Here is a 20,653-nt window from a genome sequence, read left to right on the forward strand (position 1 = left end):
GCTTTGCCAGCCTTGCGGGGTTTGGTATAAAGGAGCTTCCACTTTTCGAGATTTCATTTTGATGCCTAAATTTACGCTCATCTTTTCGTCTAAGTTCCTTCTGCTCGCCATCGTCCTATTTGGGTTGGCTGGATGCCAGATTGAATCTGAACCTAAAAGTGTCCTTGAGCAGATACGAGATCGTGGCGTTCTTCGTGTCGGCACCCTAAATAACCAACTCTCTTATTACATCGGTCCTGATGGTCCTGCTGGCTTGGATTACGAATTAGCTCGTGAATTTGCGCAGGAGCTTGGTGTAAAGCTTGAGGTTAAACCCGCTTACCGTTTGTCTGGCTTGTTCCCTGCACTGCAGAAAGGCGAAATCGATCTTATCGCGACCGGCTTAACGCAAAACAACAAACTGACACGCGCTTACCGCGCCGCGCCTGCTTATTACTACGTAAGCCAACAGGTCGTATACAAAAAAGGCCAGTGGCGACCGAGAAACCTTGAACAACTGATCAATTTCGAGAATGAGCGTCAGGTTGACTTTGTTAAAGCACAAACTGAATCAGAAGAGGCGGCGTCTACTGACACATTAACGCCATCTTTGGTTGTGGTGAAAGACTCACACTTTGAGCCAACACTAAAGCAGCTGCAGAAAACACACGATGACTTTATCTATGATGCGGTCGGCAATGCTGATATCAACGACCTGCTCAAAGAAGTATCGACTGGCGAGCGCTTATTTACGGTTGCGGACTCAATTGAGCTGTCACTGGCACAACGTTTATACCCAGACGTAGCTTTGGCTTTTGAACTGACAGAAGACCAACCTATCTCTTGGTATTTGCAGAAGTCTGAAGATGAAAGCCTTTATGCTCTGTTGATTGAGTTCTTCGGTAACCTAAAACAGTCTGGTGAACTGGCTTCACTAGAAGAGAAATACATCGGCCACATCGGCACTTTTGACTACGTTGATACTCGTGCCTTTATCCGCGCACTGGACAGCAAGTTGCCAAAATGGTCGCCGCTATTTCAAAGGTACTCTCAAGAATTTGATTGGCGCTTGATTGCCGCTTTGGCCTACCAAGAATCACACTGGAACCCTGTTGCGCGCTCACCAACGGGTGTTCGTGGCATGATGATGTTGACACTGCCCACCGCGAAGAGTGTTGGGGTAACCAACCGTCTCGACCCGAACCAGTCGGTACAAGGCGGTGTTGAGTACCTGCGTCGTATCGTGAACCGAGTACCAGATTCAATCACTCAACACGAAAAGATCTGGTTTGCACTTGCTTCATACAATGTCGGTTACGGGCACATGATGGACGCGCGTCGCCTCACGAAGGCACAAGGAGGAGATCCTGATGCTTGGGGCGATGTGAAAGACAGATTGCCTCTGTTAAGACAGAAGAAGTACTACAGCCAAACTCGATATGGGTATGCGCGTGGTGATGAAGCGAGAAACTACGTTGAAAACATTCGCCGTTATTACCAAAGCATTATTGGCCATGTAAATAAGCGCAATAAAGAACAAGAAGCGACCCTTGAAGGTTTGGTGGTGATCCCACCTTTAGAAACCTCAGGTGCTGAATCGAGTATCAGCGCAGCTCAGTCGACAGTAAGCAGTTCTGAGCCTTCACAGTAAAACCCAAAAGAGCAATGCCATCTAGCATTGCTCTTTTTTATTGTCTTTTTTCGACTCTTCTTTCGTCACTAAGGGATAAGGGAAGCAGGCAAGAAAATGATGATGAGATCTAGAGTGTCATATTGCAGTAACAATCGAACCTTATAACGGCACACCACAATCAAGATTATGCTCTGTTGCACTGCAATGCTGGCTTTAGACTAGAACTGCTCTTCTATTTAAGCCAAGCGTGCGACAGGCCAAACAAACGAATAACACTATAATTAAATCGTTAGTCCAAACTAAAAAGTCAGACGACAAATAGGAAATCATTGAAATGATGAAGAAACTGAAATCGAAACGCCTTGATAAGACCGTTGCTGCAAACCGTCGTAAGCGTATGCTTTCAAATAATAAGAAGAAGATCATTTGGCGCAATCGCGCTTTCATGCAGATGATTGCTGAGTAAATGTAGTTACTCAGTCAGTTTGCTTGGCACTCTTGCGATAGAGAGTGCCGAAAGTACGCTGCTATTTCTTATTGCCAGCCTTCATCTCTGCTTCTAAACGCTGCTCTTCCAACAGACGTTCTTGCTTTCGCTTCTCTTTTATCTCTTTTCTACGACGCTTGAAAAACGCTTGTAATTGCTCACGGCACTCTTCCTCTAACAAACCATGTTCAACGTCGGCATAGTGGTATGAGGCCTGGCTTTCAAACAAATTCAACACTGTACCTGCAGCGCCTGCTTTTAAGTCTGGAGCACCAAACACAATGCGCTTTACTCGGCTGTGTAGCAAGGCACCTGCGCACATTGGGCAAGGCTCTAGCGTAACGTATAAAGTGGTATCGAGTAGCCGATAGTTTTCTAAGGTTTGACCGGCTTTACGCAAGGTTTCAATTTCTGCGTGTGCCGTAGCATCGTGGCTGCCAATCGAACGGTTCCATCCTTCAGAGATAATCTCCCCATCTTTTACTAATACTGCACCAACAGGAACCTCTCCCTCGCTCTCTGCTTGCGTAGCCACCTCGATGGCACGTCGCATGAAGATTTCATCTTGAGGGGTGAATTGATGGTCTGACAAAGGGAACTCCAGAAACAAAGGATAAAAACGAAAATAGGTATGCGGTGAAGCATACCTAATCTTAGAGATAATGAACAATAAAGAGGTAATAGACAACAACAGACAATGAACCATTGCCGCTTGCTGGTTGGTCGAACTGTTAGCTATTAGCGTCTTCTATGTCATCGGCTATTGGCGTCGCTTTGATACTCACAATGCGATTGTTCTCAACAGAGATAATTTCAAACTGCCACTGCTGGTATTGAACAACTTCGCCTGCATCCGGTAAGCGCCCTATTAACCAAGTCACAAGGCCATTCAACGTTTGGAAGCTCTCGCTTTCGCCCTCAAAATCCGATAGCTCTAAACGGTTCTTCAGTTCACTGATAGGAATCAATCCATCCACCAACAAACCGTCTTCCACTTGCTCGGTCCAAAGATCGTTCGGATTATTCGATAGCTCGCCAGCAATCGCCTCAAGAATATCGTAATGAGTCACAAGACCTTGAACATCGCCATACTCGTCGACAATGAATGCCATCTCGGTGCCCGACTCTTTAAAGTAGCCAAGTAGACGCAGAGCTTTCATCGATTCTGGAACATAGATCGGCGAGCGAGACAGCCCCATGATCACTTGAATGCTTAGATTGCCCGCCTGATTCAGCAAGGCTTTGGCTGACACTGTACCCACCACTTTATTGAGGTGATCTTGGCACAATGGAAACACACTGTGTTTTGATGAACGCAGTTTCTTTAATATCTGCTCAACGGGTTGGTCGACATCCAGAAAGTCGATGTCTCGACGCGGAGTCATCAATGAGCTCACAAGACGATCATCAAGCTGCAAGATATTACGAATCATCTCTTGTTCGCCGCGTTCAATCACACCCGATTCTGAGCCCTCTTTCACAAGTGCATGGATATCATCTTCGGTAACGCTATCTTCTTCACCGCCTCGGCCCATCAACTTAAGAATACCTTCCGTTGAAGCCGACAACGCAAACACAAACGGCGTCGCGATTTTAGATAACCAGAAGATTGGCAGCGCGACTAACACAGCAATGTTTTCAGCTTGAGACTGAGCAAAACGCTTTGGTACCAACTCACCGACAACGATAGCGAAATAAGTAATACCTACCACCACAACCGCAGTAGACAAGATGTTCGCTTGTGTTGGGTCTAGTCCCCACAGTTCAAGTTGAACGGCTAGTGGAGCCGATAGCGTCGCCTCACCCACAATCCCGCTGAGTAGGCCGATTACCGTGATACCGATTTGGATTGTAGAGAGGAAGCGGGTTGGGTTTTCTTTGAGATCAAGAGCAACCTGAGCGGAGCGGTGTTTTTCGGCTAAGCGTTTCAGCCGACTATTTTTTGCTGCTACCAATGCAATCTCAGACATGGCAAACAGACCATTTAAAACAATTAACCCTACTAAAAGCAGAATTTTCATGTGGCTTGGATTTCCTAAATTTACCGGCCAACAATTAGCCGTAATCCGGAGTATAAGCTGAGTGCCTTTATTTTGAATATAAAAAGTTTTGGATATAGAAAGTTTTGGATATAAAAACCTTGGATATAAAAAACGGAAAAAATAGCGAAAAAAAGCCCGCACATTTCGGTGCGGGCTTAGCAATGAATAAAAGCTTAGTTTTACTTAGTTCAATCTTACATTGTGTAAGTGTAAGGTGCTTGGATACCTAGTGGGATACCAAGAGCCCAGTAAGCTAGCAAGAAGATAGACCAACCGATTAACATCGCAATCGAGAATGGCATCATTAGAGAAGCTAGAGTACCGATACCTGTCGACTTAACGTAGCGCTGACAGTAAACAACAACCAGTGGGAAGAACACCATTAGTGGAGAGATGATGTTAGACACTGAGTCACCTACACGGTAAGCCGCTTGAGATAGCTCAGGAGAGATACCCACAACCATTAGCATTGGAACTAGGATAGGACCAATCAGTGCCCACTTAGCTGAAGCAGAACCAACAAGAAGGTTAACTGCAGCCGTTAGTAGAATCATACCAACAACCGTTGCTTCACCTGGAAGGTCCATCGCTTTCAAGCCTTCAGCACCGTAAAGTGCCAGCATAGTACCGATGTTTGATTGAGCGAATGCAGATAGGAACTGAGCACAGAAGAACGACATTACAATGTATGCGCCCATCGTTGCCATCGTCTCAGACATTGCTTTGATAACATCATTACTATTCTTGAATGTACCCGCTACACGGCCGTAGACGATACCCGGAATAATAAACAGGATGAAGATCAGAGGAACGATAGACTTCATTACTGGTGCTGAGAACGCCGTTAATTCGCCTTCAGGTGAACGAAGTGCTGAGTTTTCAGGCATTAGAGCCGCGATAAGCAGACCAATACCGGCAACCATTGCCCAACCAGCGAATTTGAATGCTTTAGATTCAATGGCTGTGAACGTACCTAGATCAGGTGCTTGTTCTGCATCTTCATCTACAGGCGTATTAGCAAGACGAGGCTCGATAATTTTCTCTGTAACGTACCAACCAATTGCCACAATTAGAATTGAAGACAAACCAGTAAAGAAGATGTTCGCTAGAGGGTTGATCACATATGCAGGGTCAAGAACGTTTGCCGCTGTTTGAGTGAAACCAGCTAGTAGCGGATCAATACCTGAAGGGATAAAGTTCGCTGAGAAACCACCTGATACACCAGCAAACGCTGCTGCAATACCCGCTAGAGGGTGACGACCCGCAGCGTGGAAGATGATACCGCCAAGAGGGATTACTAGAACGTAACCTGCATCAGCTGCTGTGTGAGACACGATAGCAACCAAGATTAGCATCGGCGTTAGTAGCTTAGCTGGCGTGAAGTTAAGCATCTTCTTAAGGCCAGTCGTAATGAAGCCTGAAGAGTCAGCAACGCCAACACCTAGCATAGCAACAAGTACGATGCCTAGAGGTGCGAAGCCTGTGAACGTGGTAACCATATTCGCTAGGAAGCTAGCAAGCGCTTCACCAGTCAGTAGGTTATTTACTTCTAGAGCAGCACCCGTTTGAGGGTTGATTAAGTCGAATGAAAGATTCGATAAAAGTGCAGATGCTACCCATACAATAACTAGAGCCCAGAAGAACAGGATTGCTGGATCTGGAATTTTGTTGCCGGCGCGTTCAATGAAGTTTAGAAAGCGGTCCATACCACTGATCTTCTCAGTCGATGGTGCTTTTTTTACGGCTTGGTTACTCATTGTAACTCCATATGTGATGTTGTTTTGTTTAGGCCTAATATAAGTTTTGACCACGGCCTATTGGTACAGCACATATTCTATTAAAGTCGTTGTTAAAAAGCACAAGATTCCACCTAATTTTCCATAAATGGAGACATATTTTGCAAAAATACCATACAACCACAACAATATGAAAACATAAAAAACACCATTCCATATACAGAGCTTTAACTAGCACGTAAACAATGTCCGAGGAGTGAAAATTATCAGTAAAAGGGGTAGCATGAGCCTTGGCATGCAGTAAACGTTTGCTTGAGGGTCAATCAAACTCACTGTATTTGGAGAGCATAGTTTCGAGGTAAATACTTTGTGCGTGGTTCATACGATCTTGCCATGCAATTGTGACAGTAATGCTTTTTAATGCGCTAGACAGAGCACCGTTTGCATTAGTCACTTCACAAGTCATGGCATAGGCAGACCCCGATAAACCGGATAAAGGATCTGAACTTGCTGTGTTGAGACAATGACTCGCCTGATTTAGTTCCGAAAAAGGAATTAAACCTACCGCCCCACTCGCATTAGACGCCCGAGTTCGATAATACTCCATCTGCCTTTCTGCAAAATGCAGCGCTTCGATACTCTGAATCGCATAGTCGGCTTTCTGCTCAGTGTAGGTCTGCAGCTTGACCATGCCTAACGCGGCCACGCCCACCAGTAGAAAAGAGATAAGTACTTCAAGTAAACTAAAACCACGCTGGTTAGAAATCACTCCATGAGCCCTTTTTCCACTGTATTTCGACAGGTTCATCATGCGGGTTGTATTCTCCTCGATAATCTAGATTCATCGAGCCTTTAATCGTAGAAAGCCCCCCGATTGAATCCAAAAATATGCCTCCTTTAGGGAAGAAGGAAGCGTTAGCTATATAGGTACTATTTTCTTTAACCAATAAAGAGTAATCCATCGTTGCTGGTAACTTATCCCAACTATCAGCAAGAAAGTCCGTGTTGTTTTCAGCACCTGAAGCGTCCTTGAAGACACTCATGTCATTCAAGTGATAAAAAGCACCATCAAGTACACTGGCGTTTCCATTTGCGAAAATCCCATTTTCGACCACTAAAGATCGTGGTGTGATCGTTCCTGCACTATCCACAATATTAATGGCTGGGTGCCAAACTACACAGTCCCCAATGACCCACACCTTAGTTTTACCAGCTGAAAAGGCATCATTGATTCGAGTACTGCACTCCTTGCCCACGTATTTATTTGTGTTTGAATCGAAATCTACATGCACGGTATTCCCGTGAGAATCCGTCTCTAATAGGTTTATTACCTCATATTCATTACTTTTAAGGGCGTTGATATTGTCCGTTGTTTTCTTTACCCCGAAGTAGTTTTCGAAACCATTTAGATTGGTGTCATGAACGTAATCACTCATAAAAGCACCGCTAGGATCACTACCCGATGCGGTAATCGTTGCGCTCTCACTCAAGTCAGTTACCGCATCTTTACAAGCGCTAAAATCTGCAGGTGCATTCTCAGGATTAGAAACGGTGGTTAAGCTCCCCCCTGTACCTTTGGTGTGTATAACAGAGTCGAAAAACCGAACTGCCACACACTCATATACACCGTTGTTACTGGTTTCACTGAGTTCAGGGTCGATATCCATGATGTCCTCGGAAATAATTTCGAGAGCCGATATTGCTTGTATGGCCCCCAAACCCGAATCATTAGAAAATCGAATTTCTTTATTAATCGATGTTCTGTTGGCGGTTGAGACAAGGATATTAGCGTTATCGGATGATTTATCTAATGAAGAAAGCTTGTTGCTACAGGAATCCAGGAGATCACCTGGGATCGCGGTACTGCTGTTTTCAATAATAACGCTTAGACCACACTCCAATCCCCCCTCGGCGGTCCAATGTTCTTTGCGAGCTTGAACCTCGTTTTGAGCACGCTTTATTTGGTAAAAAGTGGTTTTAAAGCTACCAAGAGAAACGATCAGCACACCAATCAATAGAATACTGACTAGAAGTAGTGTTACCGCTCCATTTTGCTTTAATCGCATCATTGCCAATTCCTTTGTACCACTGAAGTCACTACTCTCTGACTTTCATCTGCATTCACAAGAGAAGCTTCTAGAGCGATATCGACTCTTTGCGAGGTTGCCAGACTGTTAGATAACTCAGTTACAGAAACCAAAAAAAGTTCTACTTCTATTTGCTTTTCGAAAAACAAACTTTCACATGTCATTGCTCCCAAACCAGATGACGTAATCTGAGTGATATCTAATAAATAAGAAGATTCTTCTTGGCAATAGTTCAGCTTATTACCCTTAAATTGATAGACAATGTTTCGATAGGCCGAAGATGCGCTGTTTTGTCGATAAACAAAACCAACGTAAGATTCACTGGCACTGGATTGAAAGGTATAAATCGTATTGGCAGCGCCCGATAGCTTCACTGATTGTCCAGAGTCTGCATCATAACCGGCTCGCCAGAGCTCCTCTTTCATCATTTGAGTAGTAGCGAATAGGTTCTGAGATAAGAGCAGCTCCAAGCTCTTTTCTGAACTCAAACGTTGGTTGGTAACAAATACCGAGCCGATAGTACCGATAACAATCACACCGATCACAGAGGCCACTAACATTTCGACCAAGGTACTACCTTGAACACTCCTAGCCACAGATCTCATAACCATAATGACCTATGCTATTGCGCCCATCGCTGTTTGGGTCACTGCTGCAAATTCGGATCCGCCCTGTCGTTTTCGATGCGATGATTGAAAGTACATCCGACAGCGCATTCGTGGAGGCGAGTGAAACATTACCGTCTCGAAAACGTCCCCTGACGTTATCGATCGCAATTGAAGTACTATTGGAGAAATTAAAGTCTACTTTTATACCTCTATATGCCGAACCATCAAGATGCATAAGTACATTATCAGAAACGTAAAATGTTGAACTGCTCAACACCATATCCCAATCACCATCAGAACTTTCGGTTCCACCTAAGGCACCTGAAACCAAGAACAAAACATAAAGCTCTTGGTTACGAGTGACCGCTTCTGATCGGGCAGTAATAAGAAAACTATGAACCTCAGGGGCTAAGCGCTGCAGTTTAGAAGAAGCCAACAAAGAACTAAAACTAGGGGCAGCCGCAGCCAGTAGCACTGAAAGCACCACTACAGTAATCAGCAGCTCTAATAGCGTAAACCCGCGAGTCATTTCCCAAATTCCTATGTAATAACTTGAGCAACCGTACTCAACCTTGCGCACATGCTAACACTAAGGAAAAATAGCCAGATAAGTGAAAAGGAAGTCCTCGTGATGATTCGAAAAAATAAATGCAACAGCAACAACACGCGCGTAAAAGGGATGACATTGATCGAGTTATTGATTGTGGTTGCCATCATTGGGATTTTGGGGGCTATCGCCTATCCGAGCTATACCAACCACGTAGTGACTGGACATCGAACTAGCGCACTCGCTGACATAGCTCGAATTCAATTAGAACTAGAAGCAGCCTATGACAGCGGTTATGACTGGAGTGGTATTGTTTCGGGAAGCGATTGTTTGATCTGCGATACCGAAGCGAGTCGTTTTGTTTTCAGTGTCACCAGTTCGGCTTCTGCTGCCTATACGATTACAGCAACACCTCAGTCGGGAGTAGGTCAAGATAAAGACAACTGCTTCGATGGACAAAACCATAAAGTGCTCACTCTCGACAGTGCTAATGTCGAATACCCAGAAGCCTGCTGGATGTAGTGTGATGAGGGTTTCAGGTGAAGAGAAAGAGAAAGAGAAAGAACCAGGTTTGAGATACAAAAAAAACCTGCTACATGAGCAGGTTTTTTAATTTTATCAACAACTTAAAGTATCAACAATCTAATTACTTAGTTAGGTCATCGAAGAAGTTTTTAACACCGCTGAAGAAACCTTCAGACTTTGGCTTGTGCTTGCTTGCCGCTTCACCACAACATGTTTCTTCGAATTCACGCAGTAGTTCTTTCTGGCGAGAGCTTAGCTTAACTGGAGTCTCAACCACTAGCTTAACGATTAGATCACCCACACCGCCACCACGAACGCCTTTCACGCCCTTGCCACGCATACGGAACATACGGCCCGTTTGTGTCTCTTCTGGTACCTTAAGGTTTACACGACCATCCAGTGTTGGAACTTCAACTTCACCGCCTAGAGCAGCCATAGAGAAGCTTACTGGTACTTCGCAGTAAAGGTTGTTGCCGTCACGTTCGAAGATGTTGTGCTCTTTTACGTGTACTTGTACGTACAGATCGCCAGCTGGAGCGCCGTGCTCTCCCGCTTCGCCTTCGCCAGATAGACGAATACGATCGCCAGTATCAACACCAGCAGGGATCTTAACGTTAAGTGTTTTCGTCTTCTGTTTGCGACCTTGACCATGACATGAGTTACATGGGTCTTTGATGATCTTGCCTTTACCGTTACAAGTAGGACAAGTCTGTTGAACCGCAAAGAAACCTTGGCGCATTTGTACTTGGCCGTGGCCATGACAAGTGCCACACGTTTGTGCAGAAGAACCCGCTTTCGCGCCGCTGCCGTCACAAGTATCACACTCTACAAGTGTTGGTACTTCGATTTCTTTAGAAACACCACGAACCGCTTCTTCTAGAGAAAGTTCCATGTTGTAACGTAGATCTGAACCACGTTGTGCACGCTGTTGACCGCCACCACGACGACCGCCGCCGAAGATGTCGCCAAATACGTCACCGAAGATATCGCCGAAGTCACCTTGGCCACCGCCGCCGAAACCACCGCCGCCGCCCATGCCACCTTGTTCAAAGGCTGCATGACCGTATTGGTCGTAAGCTGCTTTCTTTTGAGAATCGGTTAGGATCTCGTACGCTACTTTTACTTCTTTAAACTTATCTGCTGCGGTCTCATCACCCTGGTTACGGTCCGGGTGGAATTTCATCGCTAAGCGTTTGTACGCTTTTTTAATATCGCGCTCTGATGCATCGCGGCTTACGCCTAATACTTCGTAAAAATCACGTTTTGACATGTTCTAGGTCACCAAAATAATTGCTACTACCGAATGATCACTTCAGTAGTCTGTGTATCAATCTAGATAAAAGTTCTGCCGGCTGAAATGCCGAATAAAGCTATTATCTAGATCGACAAGTCTAAATACAAATTTACGGGCGTGAGAGTTACCTCTGACGCCCGCAATAATAAGTCTTTGAGACAAATTTCTAAGCAGATAGCTTGAGTCCTAAGTGGAAGCGCGGAGCCTACGTTAGTAGGTGGACACTTCCGATAACGAAATCAGGCTACTCTGCGACGAAATTATTTTTTGTCTTCTTTAACTTCTTCAAACTCAGCGTCTACAACATCGTCGTCTTGCTTAGGTTGTTCACCAGCGTCAGCACCAGCTTGTTCAGCTTGAGCTTTCTGTTGAGCAATTTCCATTAGCTTTTGAGCTGCTTGCATAAGTTCTTGAACTTTAGCGTCGATAGCTTCTTTATCGTTACCAGACTTAACTTCTTCTAGTGCAGTGATAGCCGCTTCGATTTTAGCTTTCTCGTCTGCAGGTAAAGCTTCACCAGCTTCTTCTACTTGCTTCTTAGTGCCGTGAATCATTTGGTCAGCTTGGTTACGTGCAGTTACTAGCTCTTCGAACTTTTTGTCCGCTTCTTTGTTAGCTTCTGCTTCTTGTACCATTGCTTCGATCTCTTCCTCAGACAGGCCGCCTGATGCTTGGATAGTGATCTTCTGCTCTTTACCTGTTGCTTTATCTTTAGCAGATACGTTCAGGATACCATCAGCATCTAGGTCGAATGTTACTTCGATTTGTGGCATGCCACGTGGTGCTGGTTGGATACCTTCTAGGTTGAACTGACCAAGAGACTTGTTGTAAGTCGCTTGCTTACGCTCACCTTGAAGAACGTGGATAGTTACTGCGTTTTGGTTGTCTTCAGCTGTAGAGAACACTTGATCCGCTTTAGTAGGGATAGTTGTGTTTTTCTCGATAAGCTTAGTCATCACGCCGCCCATCGTTTCGATACCGAAAGATAGAGGAGTAACGTCTAGTAGTAGAACGTCTTTAACGTCACCAGCTAGTACACCACCTTGAACAGCAGCACCCATTGCAACAGCTTCGTCAGGGTTCACGTCTTTACGTGGCTCTTTACCGAAGAATTCAGTTACTTTAGCTTGAACCATAGGCATACGAGTTTGACCACCAACTAGGATAACGTCAGTGATTTCGCCTACAGATAGGTCAGCATCCGCTAGAGCAACTTTTAGTGGCTCAAGAGAACGTTGAACTAGGTCTTCAACTAGAGACTCAAGCTTCGCACGAGTCACTTTGATGTTCATGTGCTTAGGACCAGTCGCATCAGCAGTAACGTAAGGTAGGTTTACGTCAGTTTGAGTAGTAGAAGAAAGCTCGATTTTCGCTTTTTCTGCTGCTTCTTTAACACGCTGCATTGCTAGTGGATCAGCTTTAAGGTCGATACCTTGCTCTTTCTTGAACTCATCTACTAGGTAGTTGATCATGCGGTTATCGAAATCTTCACCACCAAGGTGAGTGTCACCGTTAGTTGAAAGAACTTCGAAAGTCTTCTCGCCTTCTACTTCATCGATTTCGATGATAGAGATATCGAATGTACCACCACCAAGGTCGTATACAGCGATAGTGCGATCACCACCTTGCTTGTCTAGGCCGTAAGCTAGAGCAGCAGCAGTTGGTTCGTTGATGATACGTTTAACATCTAGACCAGCGATACGGCCAGCATCTTTCGTTGCTTGACGTTGAGCATCGTTGAAGTAAGCAGGAACAGTTACTACTGCGCCAGTTACTTCTTCGCCTAGGAAGTCTTCAGCTGTTTTCTTCATTTTCTTAAGAACTTCAGCAGATACTTGAGGAGCAGCCATTTTTTGGCCTTGCGCTTCAACCCATGCATCACCGTTGTCAGCCTTAACAATGTTGAAAGGCATGATTTCGATATCGCGTTGAACTTCTTCATCTTCAAAACGACGACCGATTAGACGCTTAATTGCGTATAGCGTGTTTTGAGGGTTAGTAACTGCTTGACGTTTCGCAGGTTGACCAACTAGCGTCTCGCCGTCAGTGTATGCGATTACCGATGCTGTTGTGCGTTCGCCTTCAGCATTTTCTAGTACGCGTGGTTTGTCGCCGTCTAAAACAGCAACACAAGAGTTAGTAGTACCTAAATCAATACCAATGATTCGACCCATCAGGCTATCTCCGAAATATAATCTATATTAGTTTTTTGCTATACCCACATATGTGGGGGGCGGTAATCAGGGATTCAACCCTAATACACAAAATTTAAGTGCAAATGTAATTTGCTTTCGTATGCACCATAGATAAGGGCTGCAAACTGGTTTTCAAGGGAATAAGTAAAAAAAATCTATTTTTTCCCGTATCTTTTTACATAAAGGTAAAAAGTGACCGATCCCTTGCCAATTAAGGCTCCAATGTTGAGAAACTCTCGCATTTGTCGCCACATTGAAACCTCAACCCTATTCCAGATGCCATAAAAAAAGACCTTCATGTGGAAGGTCTTTTTCAAATAGATATTAATCAGTTAAATATTGTTCAAATGGTGACTGATTCAGCCATATTATTGGTTGAGCACTAACTGGTAGAAGCTCGCTTGAGTGTAATCACCCGCTTCCATACCACGCCATTCACAGGCTGAGCTCGACTTCTTAGTGTTGCATTGATTGTATGCGCCCGCCTTGAAGTACATCCAGTCCTGTCCATAACCAAGGTCGATATCATGCCCCTGATACTTACCCTTGGCCAAATCAACATCATACGTCTTCACAATAGGATCGGCTGAGTTTGGATTCTTAGTAAAGGTTAAGTGCATGATGTTATCTTTGATATTCACATCGTATGAGAACACTTCACCTAGCTTGATGCCATCAGCAGGGTCCGAGCTGCCTTTTTTCAGATTGTATTGACCAAATACATCATGGCGAATGTCTTTACGAAGTTTCTTTCCGTTTTCATCCTTCGCGTTTTTCATCTCTGTCGGCGGGTTTAACTCATAGTTCCACGTTAACGAACCATGCTCATGTTCTGGCAACTTGCGGTAAACAATTTTCAGTGGCTCATTATCCGACCCATGGATTTGACCAATAACCACAGAGAATGCACCGGTTTTCTTATAATTACCGCTGGTGCTCACCTGATCAACAGAAAGTGTTGCCGTCATCTGGCCACCGATAGAGCCAAACTCTTCCGCGTTCTTATGGCTTGAAATCGCGAAGTTGTTGCTCGGCGCAGAGTAGCTATCCGCTAGCATCGCTCTTAGCTCACTACGCGTGTTTTTACTGTTTGGCGTCGTTGGAGCTGTATTCGGAGCCACAAACACCATCGCACCAGATTCAGCATCCGTGTAGAACCATTTAGGGTGAACGTAAGGCGTGTCTACATTCGACAGTTCCTTTTTACCAATCTCCAGCGTTTTACCTTTTCTAGACCCTTCAGTCGTCAGCTCCGGTAAGTTAATTTTCCATTTAGATAAATCGAAGTTTTGTGCTGGTGCTTTTGCAGGGTCAAGATTGAACTGTTGACCAATATCGTGATTAGAAGCAAGAGCGGGAGCGGCTAAAAGGCTGGCAGTCAGTAGGCTAAGGTAAGACAGCTTCATTATTGGGTTTCCTTTATGTCGTCATAATGTAGGTTGTCAGAACAATAAAATAATATTGTATTATTATATGTGATCTATATTAAAGATTGAAAACTGATGGCCAATTCGGCACGAGTAAAAAGAAAAAATGAGACTTAACACCAATCAAAGATCTTTTTAGCTAAGTTATCAGATAGCCCAAAGCACTTATCATCAGAAACAAAAAAGCCCCGCTCTCATTGAGCGGGGCTTCTAATTATCGAATCTTAATTAAGAATTAAGCTTCTGCTTTTTGCAGCTCAGCTTCTTCGTTAGCTTCAACGCCAATTTCGTTTTCAGATTTAGCAACGATAGTGTTCACCGCTGTGTCACCCACTACGTTTGAAGAAGTACAGAACATGTCACAGATACGGTCAACAGCAGCAACAATCGCTAGACCTTCTGGTGGTAAACCTAGTTGATGCAATAGAACACCTACCATCACAACACCGCCACCAGGAACACCACCAGCACCGATAGACAGTAGCAGGATAGTTAGACCAAGAGTGAAGATATCAGCAGTATTGATTGGCTGACCAAACGCGTTTGCTACGAACATAGTTGCGAGTGCAATGTAGATAGATACACCAGACATGTTCATTGTTGCACCCAGTGGTACACCGAAACCTGCTACTGACTTAGATACGTTTAGTTTGTCAGTAAGAGTACGCATTGTTACTGGGATTGTTGCGTTCGAACTTGCTGTAGATAGTGAGAATAGAACTTGCTCACGAGTTGCACGTAGGAACTGCTTTGGAGAAATACCAGTGAATGAACCAACCATCATTGGATAGAAGAAGAAAATCCAGAACACAAGCATTGCAACCACAAGCGCCACATAGCCAGCAACTGACATTAGCGTGTCTGCATCCAGTGTTGCGCCCAGTTGAATCATCAGAGCAAATACACCGTAAGGCGCCAAGCTCATTACTAGGCCGATAAGCTTCATCATGATTTCGTTAGCCATCTTGAATGTCTTGATAGCTGGACCACCACGAGAATCAAGCGCTTGAATAGCAAGACCTGTCAAAATTGCCATGAAGATGATTTGTAGCATGTCGCCGCTTGCGAACGCTTCTACAGGGTTGCTAGGAACGATGTTAACAACAAGAGAGAAGATGTCTGGTGTTTCAGTTGTTGTAAGCGCAATTGTCTCAGAAACCGTACCCGCAAGGTTCGCACCTGCACCTGGTTGGAAAATAAGACCAATCGTTAGCGCTGCTGAAATCGCGATGATGGTGTTAATAATGTAAAGACCAAAGGTTTTACCACCAAGACGACCAAATGAACGAATATCTTTTAGCTCAACAATACCGCAAACAATAGATACGTAAACAAGAGGAACTACAAGCAATTTGATAAGTGATACGAACATACCACCAGCACCTTCGGCAGCGCCAAGTAGATACGTATCAAAAATAGCAATACCGCTGAATAGGTACTGAATAGCAGTACCAATAAGTAGACCGGCGAACAAGCCTACAAAAATTTTACTTGAGAGCGATTTATCCATCGTTCTTCTCCAGTTTGTTGTGTTTGAAATTTGTACTTTTATAGTTATATATGCGACCAAAATCGCTATATGGCAGTGGATTTTACATACAAAGATAACAATTAAAAGTATTTATTTACAAAAACATCACAAATGTGACATCAAAACATTTACTCAATCACAACAAGTTTCATAACACAAAACTCTAAATCGCTGATCTGAATGAAATAAAAAGAACGACATTCTTAATGCGGTTTTGATGCTTATTTACGTGGACTCTCAAGTTATAGGCACAAAAAAAGAGAGGCCTATACCTCTCTTTTTATTTTACGCAAACCAGTGATTTATTTTGTCGCTGCGACTAACTCAGTCAATGCACCAGTCAATCACTTGGCAACGTAATTCGTCATTACTTAGCAACCATAACCATCGCTGGGCGAACCACACGACCGTTTAGTTCGTAGCCTTTTTGCATCACAAACATAACCGTGTTCGATTCGTGATCTGGGCTTTCTTGAATAGACATCGCTTGGTGGAATTCAGGGTTGAACGCTTCACCTTCAGGGTTGATCTCTTTAAGACCAAACTTAGCAACTGTGTCTACGAACGTTTTGTGCGTTAGCTCAACACCTTCATACAGTGGCTTAACCACTTCGTTTTCAGCGTCTGCTGCTTGCATTGCACGCTCTAGGTTGTCGATTACAGGAAGCAGACCTTCAGCAAACTTGTTCAAAGCGAATTTACGCGCTTTATCAATTTCTTGTTCGCTACGGCGACGCATGTTTTCAACTTCAGCTTTCGCGCGAAGAACAGAATCTTGCTGCTCTTTCACTTTAGATTCACTAGAAAGCAGTGCAGCTTCCAGTTGAGCGATTTTTGCTTCCTGCTCATCAGCAGCGTCTTCATTCAGTTCTGCTTCTTCAACTTTCTCAGCTTCAGCGATGATCTGATCTAGCTCTGCTTCGGTTACTTTGTTTTCTTCGTTGCTCATGATATCTCCAGAATTCGTTTTCAATGCAAGTGACAGGCGTGTTTGCACCCCAAATTGATATAAAACACTCGCATAGACGTTCAACTTGCCTTTATTATGGGGATGAAGAATTTTGATTCAAGCCTAATTCGTTTGGAAACGTTATGAAAAAGCCATTTGAAGTCATCGCCATTATCGGTAAACCTCGAGATCAGCAAGCAATTCAGACTCATAGAGAGCTCTATCAGTGGTTAAGTGCTGAGGGTTATCAAGTGTTTGTTGATGACAGACTCGCCACTATTTTAGACGACATCCCAAAAGAACATTTTTCTAGCCTGATTGAATTAGGTAAACGCGCCGATCTCGCCATTGTGGTCGGTGGTGACGGAAACATGCTCGGTGCCGCTAGAATCTTGTCACGTTTCGACATTTCAGTGATTGGTGTTAACCGAGGTAATCTTGGTTTCCTAACCGATCTCAACCCTGAAAACTTCCAGAGCGCGTTGACTGATGTTCTCAAAGGCGAGTTCATGGAAGAAGAGCGCTTCTTACTTGAAACTGAAATTCATCGTCACGGCCAGATAAAAAGCCACAATGCAGCCCTTAATGAGGCTGTACTGCACCCCGGCCAAGTTGCTCACATGATCGAGTTCGAAGTGTATATCGATGACAGCTTCGCCTTCTCACAGCGCTCTGATGGCTTAATCGTCTCAACACCGACAGGTTCTACCGCCTACTCGCTTTCCGGCGGCGGCCCTATCCTGTCATCAAGCCTAAATGCTATCTCACTCGTGCCAATGTTCCCGCACACCCTTTCAAGCCGCCCATTAGTGGTGGATGGCAAGCGTCGTATTAAGCTTATCGTATCGCCTGATAACCGTGGAACTCAGGAAGTGAGCTGTGATGGTCAAATCTCGCTACCGGTTTCTCCTGGTGATGAGATCCACATTTACCAAAGCCCAAATGTGCTCAAACTGATCCACCCTAAAGACTACAACTACTACCACGTTCTACGTAACAAGCTAGGCTGGTCGAGCAAGCTGTTCTAAGTGAAAAGCGAACGATTTTAAAAAGGCTGACGACATTCGTCAGCCTTTTTTATTGCCGATTAAAAGCCCACCGCCTCTATCTTTACGCCAATCCACCACATCGTCATTCCCAAGAGGGAGGAACGACTGAGTTGGGAATCTATAGCGGTTTCAGTGATCTACAGACAAGCTCAATTCTGAGAGCTGTCGCAAAAAATTTTCACCTGTCGACTTTACTGTATAAAGAAACAGTATATACTGAGCTTATATACAGTATTGTTCAGTTATACAGGTAAATAAAAATGCTGGCTCATTTAAGTGTTAATAATTTCGCTATTGTTAAGTCTTTACAGCTAGAACTCTCTAAAGGCATGACAACAATCACCGGGGAAACTGGTGCGGGTAAATCTATCGCTATCGATGCTTTAGGCTTATGCCTTGGAGGAAGATCCGATGCAGGAATGGTTCGACAAGGTGAAGAAAAAACCGAAGTCAGTGCCGCTTTTTTACTTGAGAACAATCTGCATGCTACCCGCTGGTTAGAAGACAACGAATTGCTTGATGGCAGTGAGTGCATCCTGCGCAGAACCATCTCAAAAGAAGGTCGTTCTCGCGCATTCATTAACGGCAGTCCTGTCCCTCTTTCACAGTTGAAATCGCTTGGGCAGCTGTTGATCAACATTCATGGTCAACATGCGCATCATCAGTTGATGAAGAGCGATTACCAAATGGCCATGCTTGATCAATACGCAGGCCACTTGAACCTGTTGAAATCGACACGTAATGCTTACCAAGCCTGGCGACAAGCCGATAACCACTTGAAAGAGTTACGTGAAAATAGCCAGCAAAATCAAGCTCAAAAACAACTTCTTGAATACCAAATCAAAGAGTTAAATGAGCTGTCTATTGGGGAGGAAGAATATGAAGACCTCGAACAAGAGCATAAGCGCCTCTCCAATAGCGGAGAACTGGCCACAACCTGTCAGCAAGCTATCGAGCTTATTTATGAAGGCGAAGAAGTTAATGCGCTTGGTATTCTGCAATCGGCCAATAACTCCCTGATTCAGTTAGCTGAGCTTGATGAAAGATTGGCTGAATTGCCGAGCTTACTGTCTGAAGCCATTATTCAGATTGAAGAGACCAACAACGAGTTAAGAACCTACCTAGACAGCATTGATGTTGATCCCGGTCGTATGGCTTACGTTGAGGAGCGCTTCTCTAAAGTGATGTCGATGTCTCGTAAACACCACGTGTTACCTGAAGAGCTGTATAAGCACCATCAAGACTTACTACAACAAGTTGAAGCGCTTGATTGCTCTGATGAAAAATTGGAAGAATTGGCAAACGAGGTAGAAAACCAATACCAATCGTTCGTTGCTAAATCAGAGAAGCTTCATAAATCCCGAACTCGTTACGCAAAAGAGCTCAACAAGCTGATCACGCAAAGCATGCACGAACTGAGTATGGAAAAAGCGCAGTTTGCCATTGAAGTGAACAACACCAACACACACCCTTCTCCATTGGGTATGGATAACGTGACCTTCATTGTTTCGACCAACCCAGGCCAACCAATGCAGCCGATTGCGAAAGTGGCCTCTGGTGGTGAGTTATCACGAATCTCACTGGCGATTCAGGTAATCACAGCGCAAAAAGTGGATACACCAAGCCTGATTTTCGATGAAGTCGATGTGGGTATCAGTGGACCAACCGCTGCGGTTGTCGGAAAAATGCTACGTAAGCTGGGCGAATCGACACAAGTTATGTGCGTGACTCACTTACCTCAAGTTGCCGGTTGCGGTCACCAACAACTTTTTGTAGCGAAGAACACGAAATCAGGTAAAACCGAGACTCAAATGCACACGCTTGATGAGCAACAACGCGTTTCAGAGCTTGCTCGACTGCTTGGTGGCAGCCAGATTACCGAATCGACGCTTGCCAATGCAAAAGAGTTATTAATCGCAGCATAGGTTACATATTCAGCAACTTTCTGATAATTTACCGAAAATTCTTGGCAATTTTGCAACTTAATTCAAAATTGCCAGTCATAACAAGCTCAAAGCGCAAGGAGCTTTTTACTTCTTGCTGGAGCTTGTTTATTATCAGGCAGTATTTTAGCGAAGAAAGATCTCAAACTATGCGAATTAAAAAGTGGTTAGTTGCAGTTCCACTTGCACTAACAATGTTGACCGGTTGCTCTCTATTAGAGAAGTTGGTTTATCGAATTGACATCAATCAGGGTAACTATGTTGAACAGGAAGCTGTCGATCAGCTCAAGTTTGGCATGACAAAAACACAAGTTCGTTACGTTATGGGCTCACCTATGCTTATCGAAAATGGCTACCCAGATACGTGGTACTACATTTACCACCACACAAAAGGCCATGAAGACTCGATTCAAAAAAATCTTGTTGTTAACTTTGATGCAACGGGCACCTTAGTGACGATCAATGGTGATTTTGAAGCCAGTGATGAATTCTTCGAAAGCCTTCGCTAGCTTTCAACTAACAAAGCTTTCCAGTCAAAAGCAAGAATCGCAAAAGCCTGCTCATATTGAACTGACCCCCAATAGTTGGACACCAATTATTGGGGGTCTTTTTATGTCCAAA

17 protein-coding genes and 1 pseudogene are annotated in these 20,653 nt (G+C 44.3%); 6 read left to right on the forward strand and 12 right to left on the reverse strand.

Annotated features, from left to right (window positions below; all coding sequences use genetic code 11):
* Positions 1-61 precede the first annotated feature (61 nt).
* Positions 62-1,630, forward strand: coding sequence for a membrane-bound lytic murein transglycosylase MltF (mltF, locus tag AB6E78_RS08505; protein WP_372133022.1), 1,569 nt, complete (start codon positions 62-64; stop codon positions 1,628-1,630).
* Between the two features lie 316 nt (positions 1,631-1,946).
* Positions 1,947-2,078 carry a hypothetical protein gene (locus AB6E78_RS08510; RefSeq protein WP_017059878.1) on the forward strand — a complete coding sequence of 44 codons (132 nt, stop codon included), beginning with the start codon at positions 1,947-1,949 and terminating at the stop codon, positions 2,076-2,078.
* 61 nt (positions 2,079-2,139) lie between these two features.
* Here AB6E78_RS08510 and tadA read toward each other — a convergent pair.
* The 7 genes and pseudogenes from tadA to AB6E78_RS08545 form a co-directional block, all read right to left on the reverse strand.
* Positions 2,140-2,744: pseudogene (tadA, locus tag AB6E78_RS08515) on the reverse strand (tRNA adenosine(34) deaminase TadA).
* An 86-nt stretch (positions 2,745-2,830) separates the two neighbouring features.
* Positions 2,831-4,120: a hemolysin family protein gene (locus AB6E78_RS08520; RefSeq protein ID WP_017067641.1), complete on the reverse strand. Its 1,290-nt coding sequence runs from the start codon at positions 4,118-4,120 to the stop codon at positions 2,831-2,833.
* Positions 4,121-4,335: 215 nt separating this feature from the next.
* On the reverse strand, positions 4,336-5,898 hold the full coding sequence (locus AB6E78_RS08525) for an AbgT family transporter (protein WP_017059875.1): 1,563 nt from the start codon (positions 5,896-5,898) through the stop codon (positions 4,336-4,338).
* Between the two features lie 298 nt (positions 5,899-6,196).
* Positions 6,197-6,646 (reverse strand): prepilin-type N-terminal cleavage/methylation domain-containing protein, encoded by a 450-nt coding sequence (locus AB6E78_RS08530; RefSeq protein ID WP_017059874.1) that lies wholly within the window; start codon positions 6,644-6,646, stop codon positions 6,197-6,199.
* Complete coding sequence (locus tag AB6E78_RS08535; protein WP_017059873.1) at positions 6,636-7,946, reverse strand: hypothetical protein; 1,311 nt, start codon at positions 7,944-7,946, stop codon at positions 6,636-6,638. Before AB6E78_RS08535 ends, AB6E78_RS08530 begins: the two co-directional genes overlap by 11 nt.
* A complete protein-coding gene (locus tag AB6E78_RS08540) occupies positions 7,943-8,569 on the reverse strand; it encodes a PilW family protein (RefSeq protein WP_029236419.1) in 627 nt (208 codons plus the stop codon). The genes AB6E78_RS08535 and AB6E78_RS08540 overlap by 4 nt, the downstream gene beginning before the upstream one ends.
* Positions 8,553-9,101 carry a GspH/FimT family pseudopilin gene (locus AB6E78_RS08545; protein WP_017059871.1) on the reverse strand — a complete coding sequence of 183 codons (549 nt, stop codon included), beginning with the start codon at positions 9,099-9,101 and terminating at the stop codon, positions 8,553-8,555. Before AB6E78_RS08545 ends, AB6E78_RS08540 begins: the two co-directional genes overlap by 17 nt.
* A 102-nt stretch (positions 9,102-9,203) precedes the next feature.
* Between AB6E78_RS08545 and AB6E78_RS08550 the strand changes: the two genes are divergently transcribed.
* Positions 9,204-9,641, forward strand: coding sequence for a type IV pilin protein (locus AB6E78_RS08550; RefSeq protein WP_017059870.1), 438 nt, complete (start codon positions 9,204-9,206; stop codon positions 9,639-9,641).
* Positions 9,642-9,765: 124 nt separating this feature from the next.
* On the opposite strand, the gene dnaJ is transcribed toward AB6E78_RS08550, so the two are convergent.
* From dnaJ to grpE, 5 genes are all read right to left on the reverse strand, one after another.
* Positions 9,766-10,914: a molecular chaperone DnaJ gene (gene dnaJ / locus AB6E78_RS08555; protein WP_136975828.1), complete on the reverse strand. Its 1,149-nt coding sequence runs from the start codon at positions 10,912-10,914 to the stop codon at positions 9,766-9,768.
* Between the two features lie 284 nt (positions 10,915-11,198).
* A complete protein-coding gene (dnaK, locus tag AB6E78_RS08560) occupies positions 11,199-13,112 on the reverse strand; it encodes a molecular chaperone DnaK (RefSeq protein WP_017059868.1) in 1,914 nt (637 codons plus the stop codon).
* A gap of 389 nt (positions 13,113-13,501) precedes the next feature.
* Positions 13,502-14,539, reverse strand: a complete 1,038-nt coding sequence (locus AB6E78_RS08565) for a polysaccharide lyase family 7 protein (protein WP_017059866.1) — start codon at positions 14,537-14,539, stop codon at positions 13,502-13,504.
* Between the two features lie 256 nt (positions 14,540-14,795).
* Entirely contained in the window at positions 14,796-16,070 is a 1,275-nt protein-coding gene (locus AB6E78_RS08570; RefSeq protein WP_019823920.1) for a dicarboxylate/amino acid:cation symporter, read from the reverse strand.
* A 388-nt stretch (positions 16,071-16,458) separates the two neighbouring features.
* A complete protein-coding gene (gene grpE / locus AB6E78_RS08575; RefSeq protein WP_017069543.1) occupies positions 16,459-17,040 on the reverse strand; it encodes a nucleotide exchange factor GrpE in 582 nt (193 codons plus the stop codon).
* A gap of 143 nt (positions 17,041-17,183) precedes the next feature.
* Here grpE and nadK point away from each other — a divergent pair, with 143 nt between their 5' ends.
* The 3 genes from nadK (at position 17,184) to bamE (ending at position 20,541) form a co-directional block, all read left to right on the forward strand.
* Positions 17,184-18,068, forward strand: a complete 885-nt coding sequence (gene nadK, locus AB6E78_RS08580) for an NAD(+) kinase (RefSeq protein ID WP_017066747.1) — start codon at positions 17,184-17,186, stop codon at positions 18,066-18,068.
* Positions 18,069-18,349: 281 nt separating this feature from the next.
* A complete protein-coding gene (gene recN, locus AB6E78_RS08585; RefSeq protein ID WP_108166801.1) occupies positions 18,350-20,014 on the forward strand; it encodes a DNA repair protein RecN in 1,665 nt (554 codons plus the stop codon).
* A 167-nt stretch (positions 20,015-20,181) separates the two neighbouring features.
* Entirely contained in the window at positions 20,182-20,541 is a 360-nt protein-coding gene (gene bamE / locus AB6E78_RS08590; protein WP_010438918.1) for an outer membrane protein assembly factor BamE, read from the forward strand.
* The last annotated feature ends 112 nt before the right edge of the window (positions 20,542-20,653 follow it).

The sequence above is a fragment of the Vibrio sp. 10N.247.310.98 genome (genome assembly GCF_041467395.1).
In the GTDB taxonomy this organism is placed as follows: domain Bacteria; phylum Pseudomonadota; class Gammaproteobacteria; order Enterobacterales; family Vibrionaceae; genus Vibrio; species Vibrio crassostreae_C.

Excerpts from the sequence above, each read along its gene's own strand:
- AB6E78_RS08540 (WP_029236419.1), bottom strand. The coding sequence starts at position 8,569 with ATGAGATCTGTGGCTAGGAGTGTTCAAGGTAGTACCTTGGTCGAAATG.
- AB6E78_RS08545 (WP_017059871.1), bottom strand. The coding sequence starts at position 9,101 with ATGACTCGCGGGTTTACGCTATTAGAGCTGCTGATTACTGTAGTGGTG.
- mltF (WP_372133022.1), top strand. The coding sequence starts at position 62 with ATGCCTAAATTTACGCTCATCTTTTCGTCTAAGTTCCTTCTGCTCGCC.
- nadK (WP_017066747.1), top strand. The coding sequence starts at position 17,184 with ATGAAAAAGCCATTTGAAGTCATCGCCATTATCGGTAAACCTCGAGAT.
- AB6E78_RS08565 (WP_017059866.1), bottom strand. The coding sequence starts at position 14,539 with ATGAAGCTGTCTTACCTTAGCCTACTGACTGCCAGCCTTTTAGCCGCT.
- recN (WP_108166801.1), top strand. The coding sequence starts at position 18,350 with ATGCTGGCTCATTTAAGTGTTAATAATTTCGCTATTGTTAAGTCTTTA.
- dnaJ (WP_136975828.1), bottom strand. The coding sequence starts at position 10,914 with ATGTCAAAACGTGATTTTTACGAAGTATTAGGCGTAAGCCGCGATGCA.
- AB6E78_RS08520 (WP_017067641.1), bottom strand. The coding sequence starts at position 4,120 with ATGAAAATTCTGCTTTTAGTAGGGTTAATTGTTTTAAATGGTCTGTTT.
- dnaK (WP_017059868.1), bottom strand. The coding sequence starts at position 13,112 with ATGGGTCGAATCATTGGTATTGATTTAGGTACTACTAACTCTTGTGTT.
- AB6E78_RS08550 (WP_017059870.1), top strand. The coding sequence starts at position 9,204 with ATGATTCGAAAAAATAAATGCAACAGCAACAACACGCGCGTAAAAGGG.
- grpE (WP_017069543.1), bottom strand. The coding sequence starts at position 17,040 with ATGAGCAACGAAGAAAACAAAGTAACCGAAGCAGAGCTAGATCAGATC.
- bamE (WP_010438918.1), top strand. The coding sequence starts at position 20,182 with ATGCGAATTAAAAAGTGGTTAGTTGCAGTTCCACTTGCACTAACAATG.
- AB6E78_RS08510 (WP_017059878.1), top strand. The coding sequence starts at position 1,947 with ATGATGAAGAAACTGAAATCGAAACGCCTTGATAAGACCGTTGCTGCA.
- AB6E78_RS08525 (WP_017059875.1), bottom strand. The coding sequence starts at position 5,898 with ATGAGTAACCAAGCCGTAAAAAAAGCACCATCGACTGAGAAGATCAGT.
- AB6E78_RS08570 (WP_019823920.1), bottom strand. The coding sequence starts at position 16,070 with ATGGATAAATCGCTCTCAAGTAAAATTTTTGTAGGCTTGTTCGCCGGT.
- AB6E78_RS08535 (WP_017059873.1), bottom strand. The coding sequence starts at position 7,946 with ATGATGCGATTAAAGCAAAATGGAGCGGTAACACTACTTCTAGTCAGT.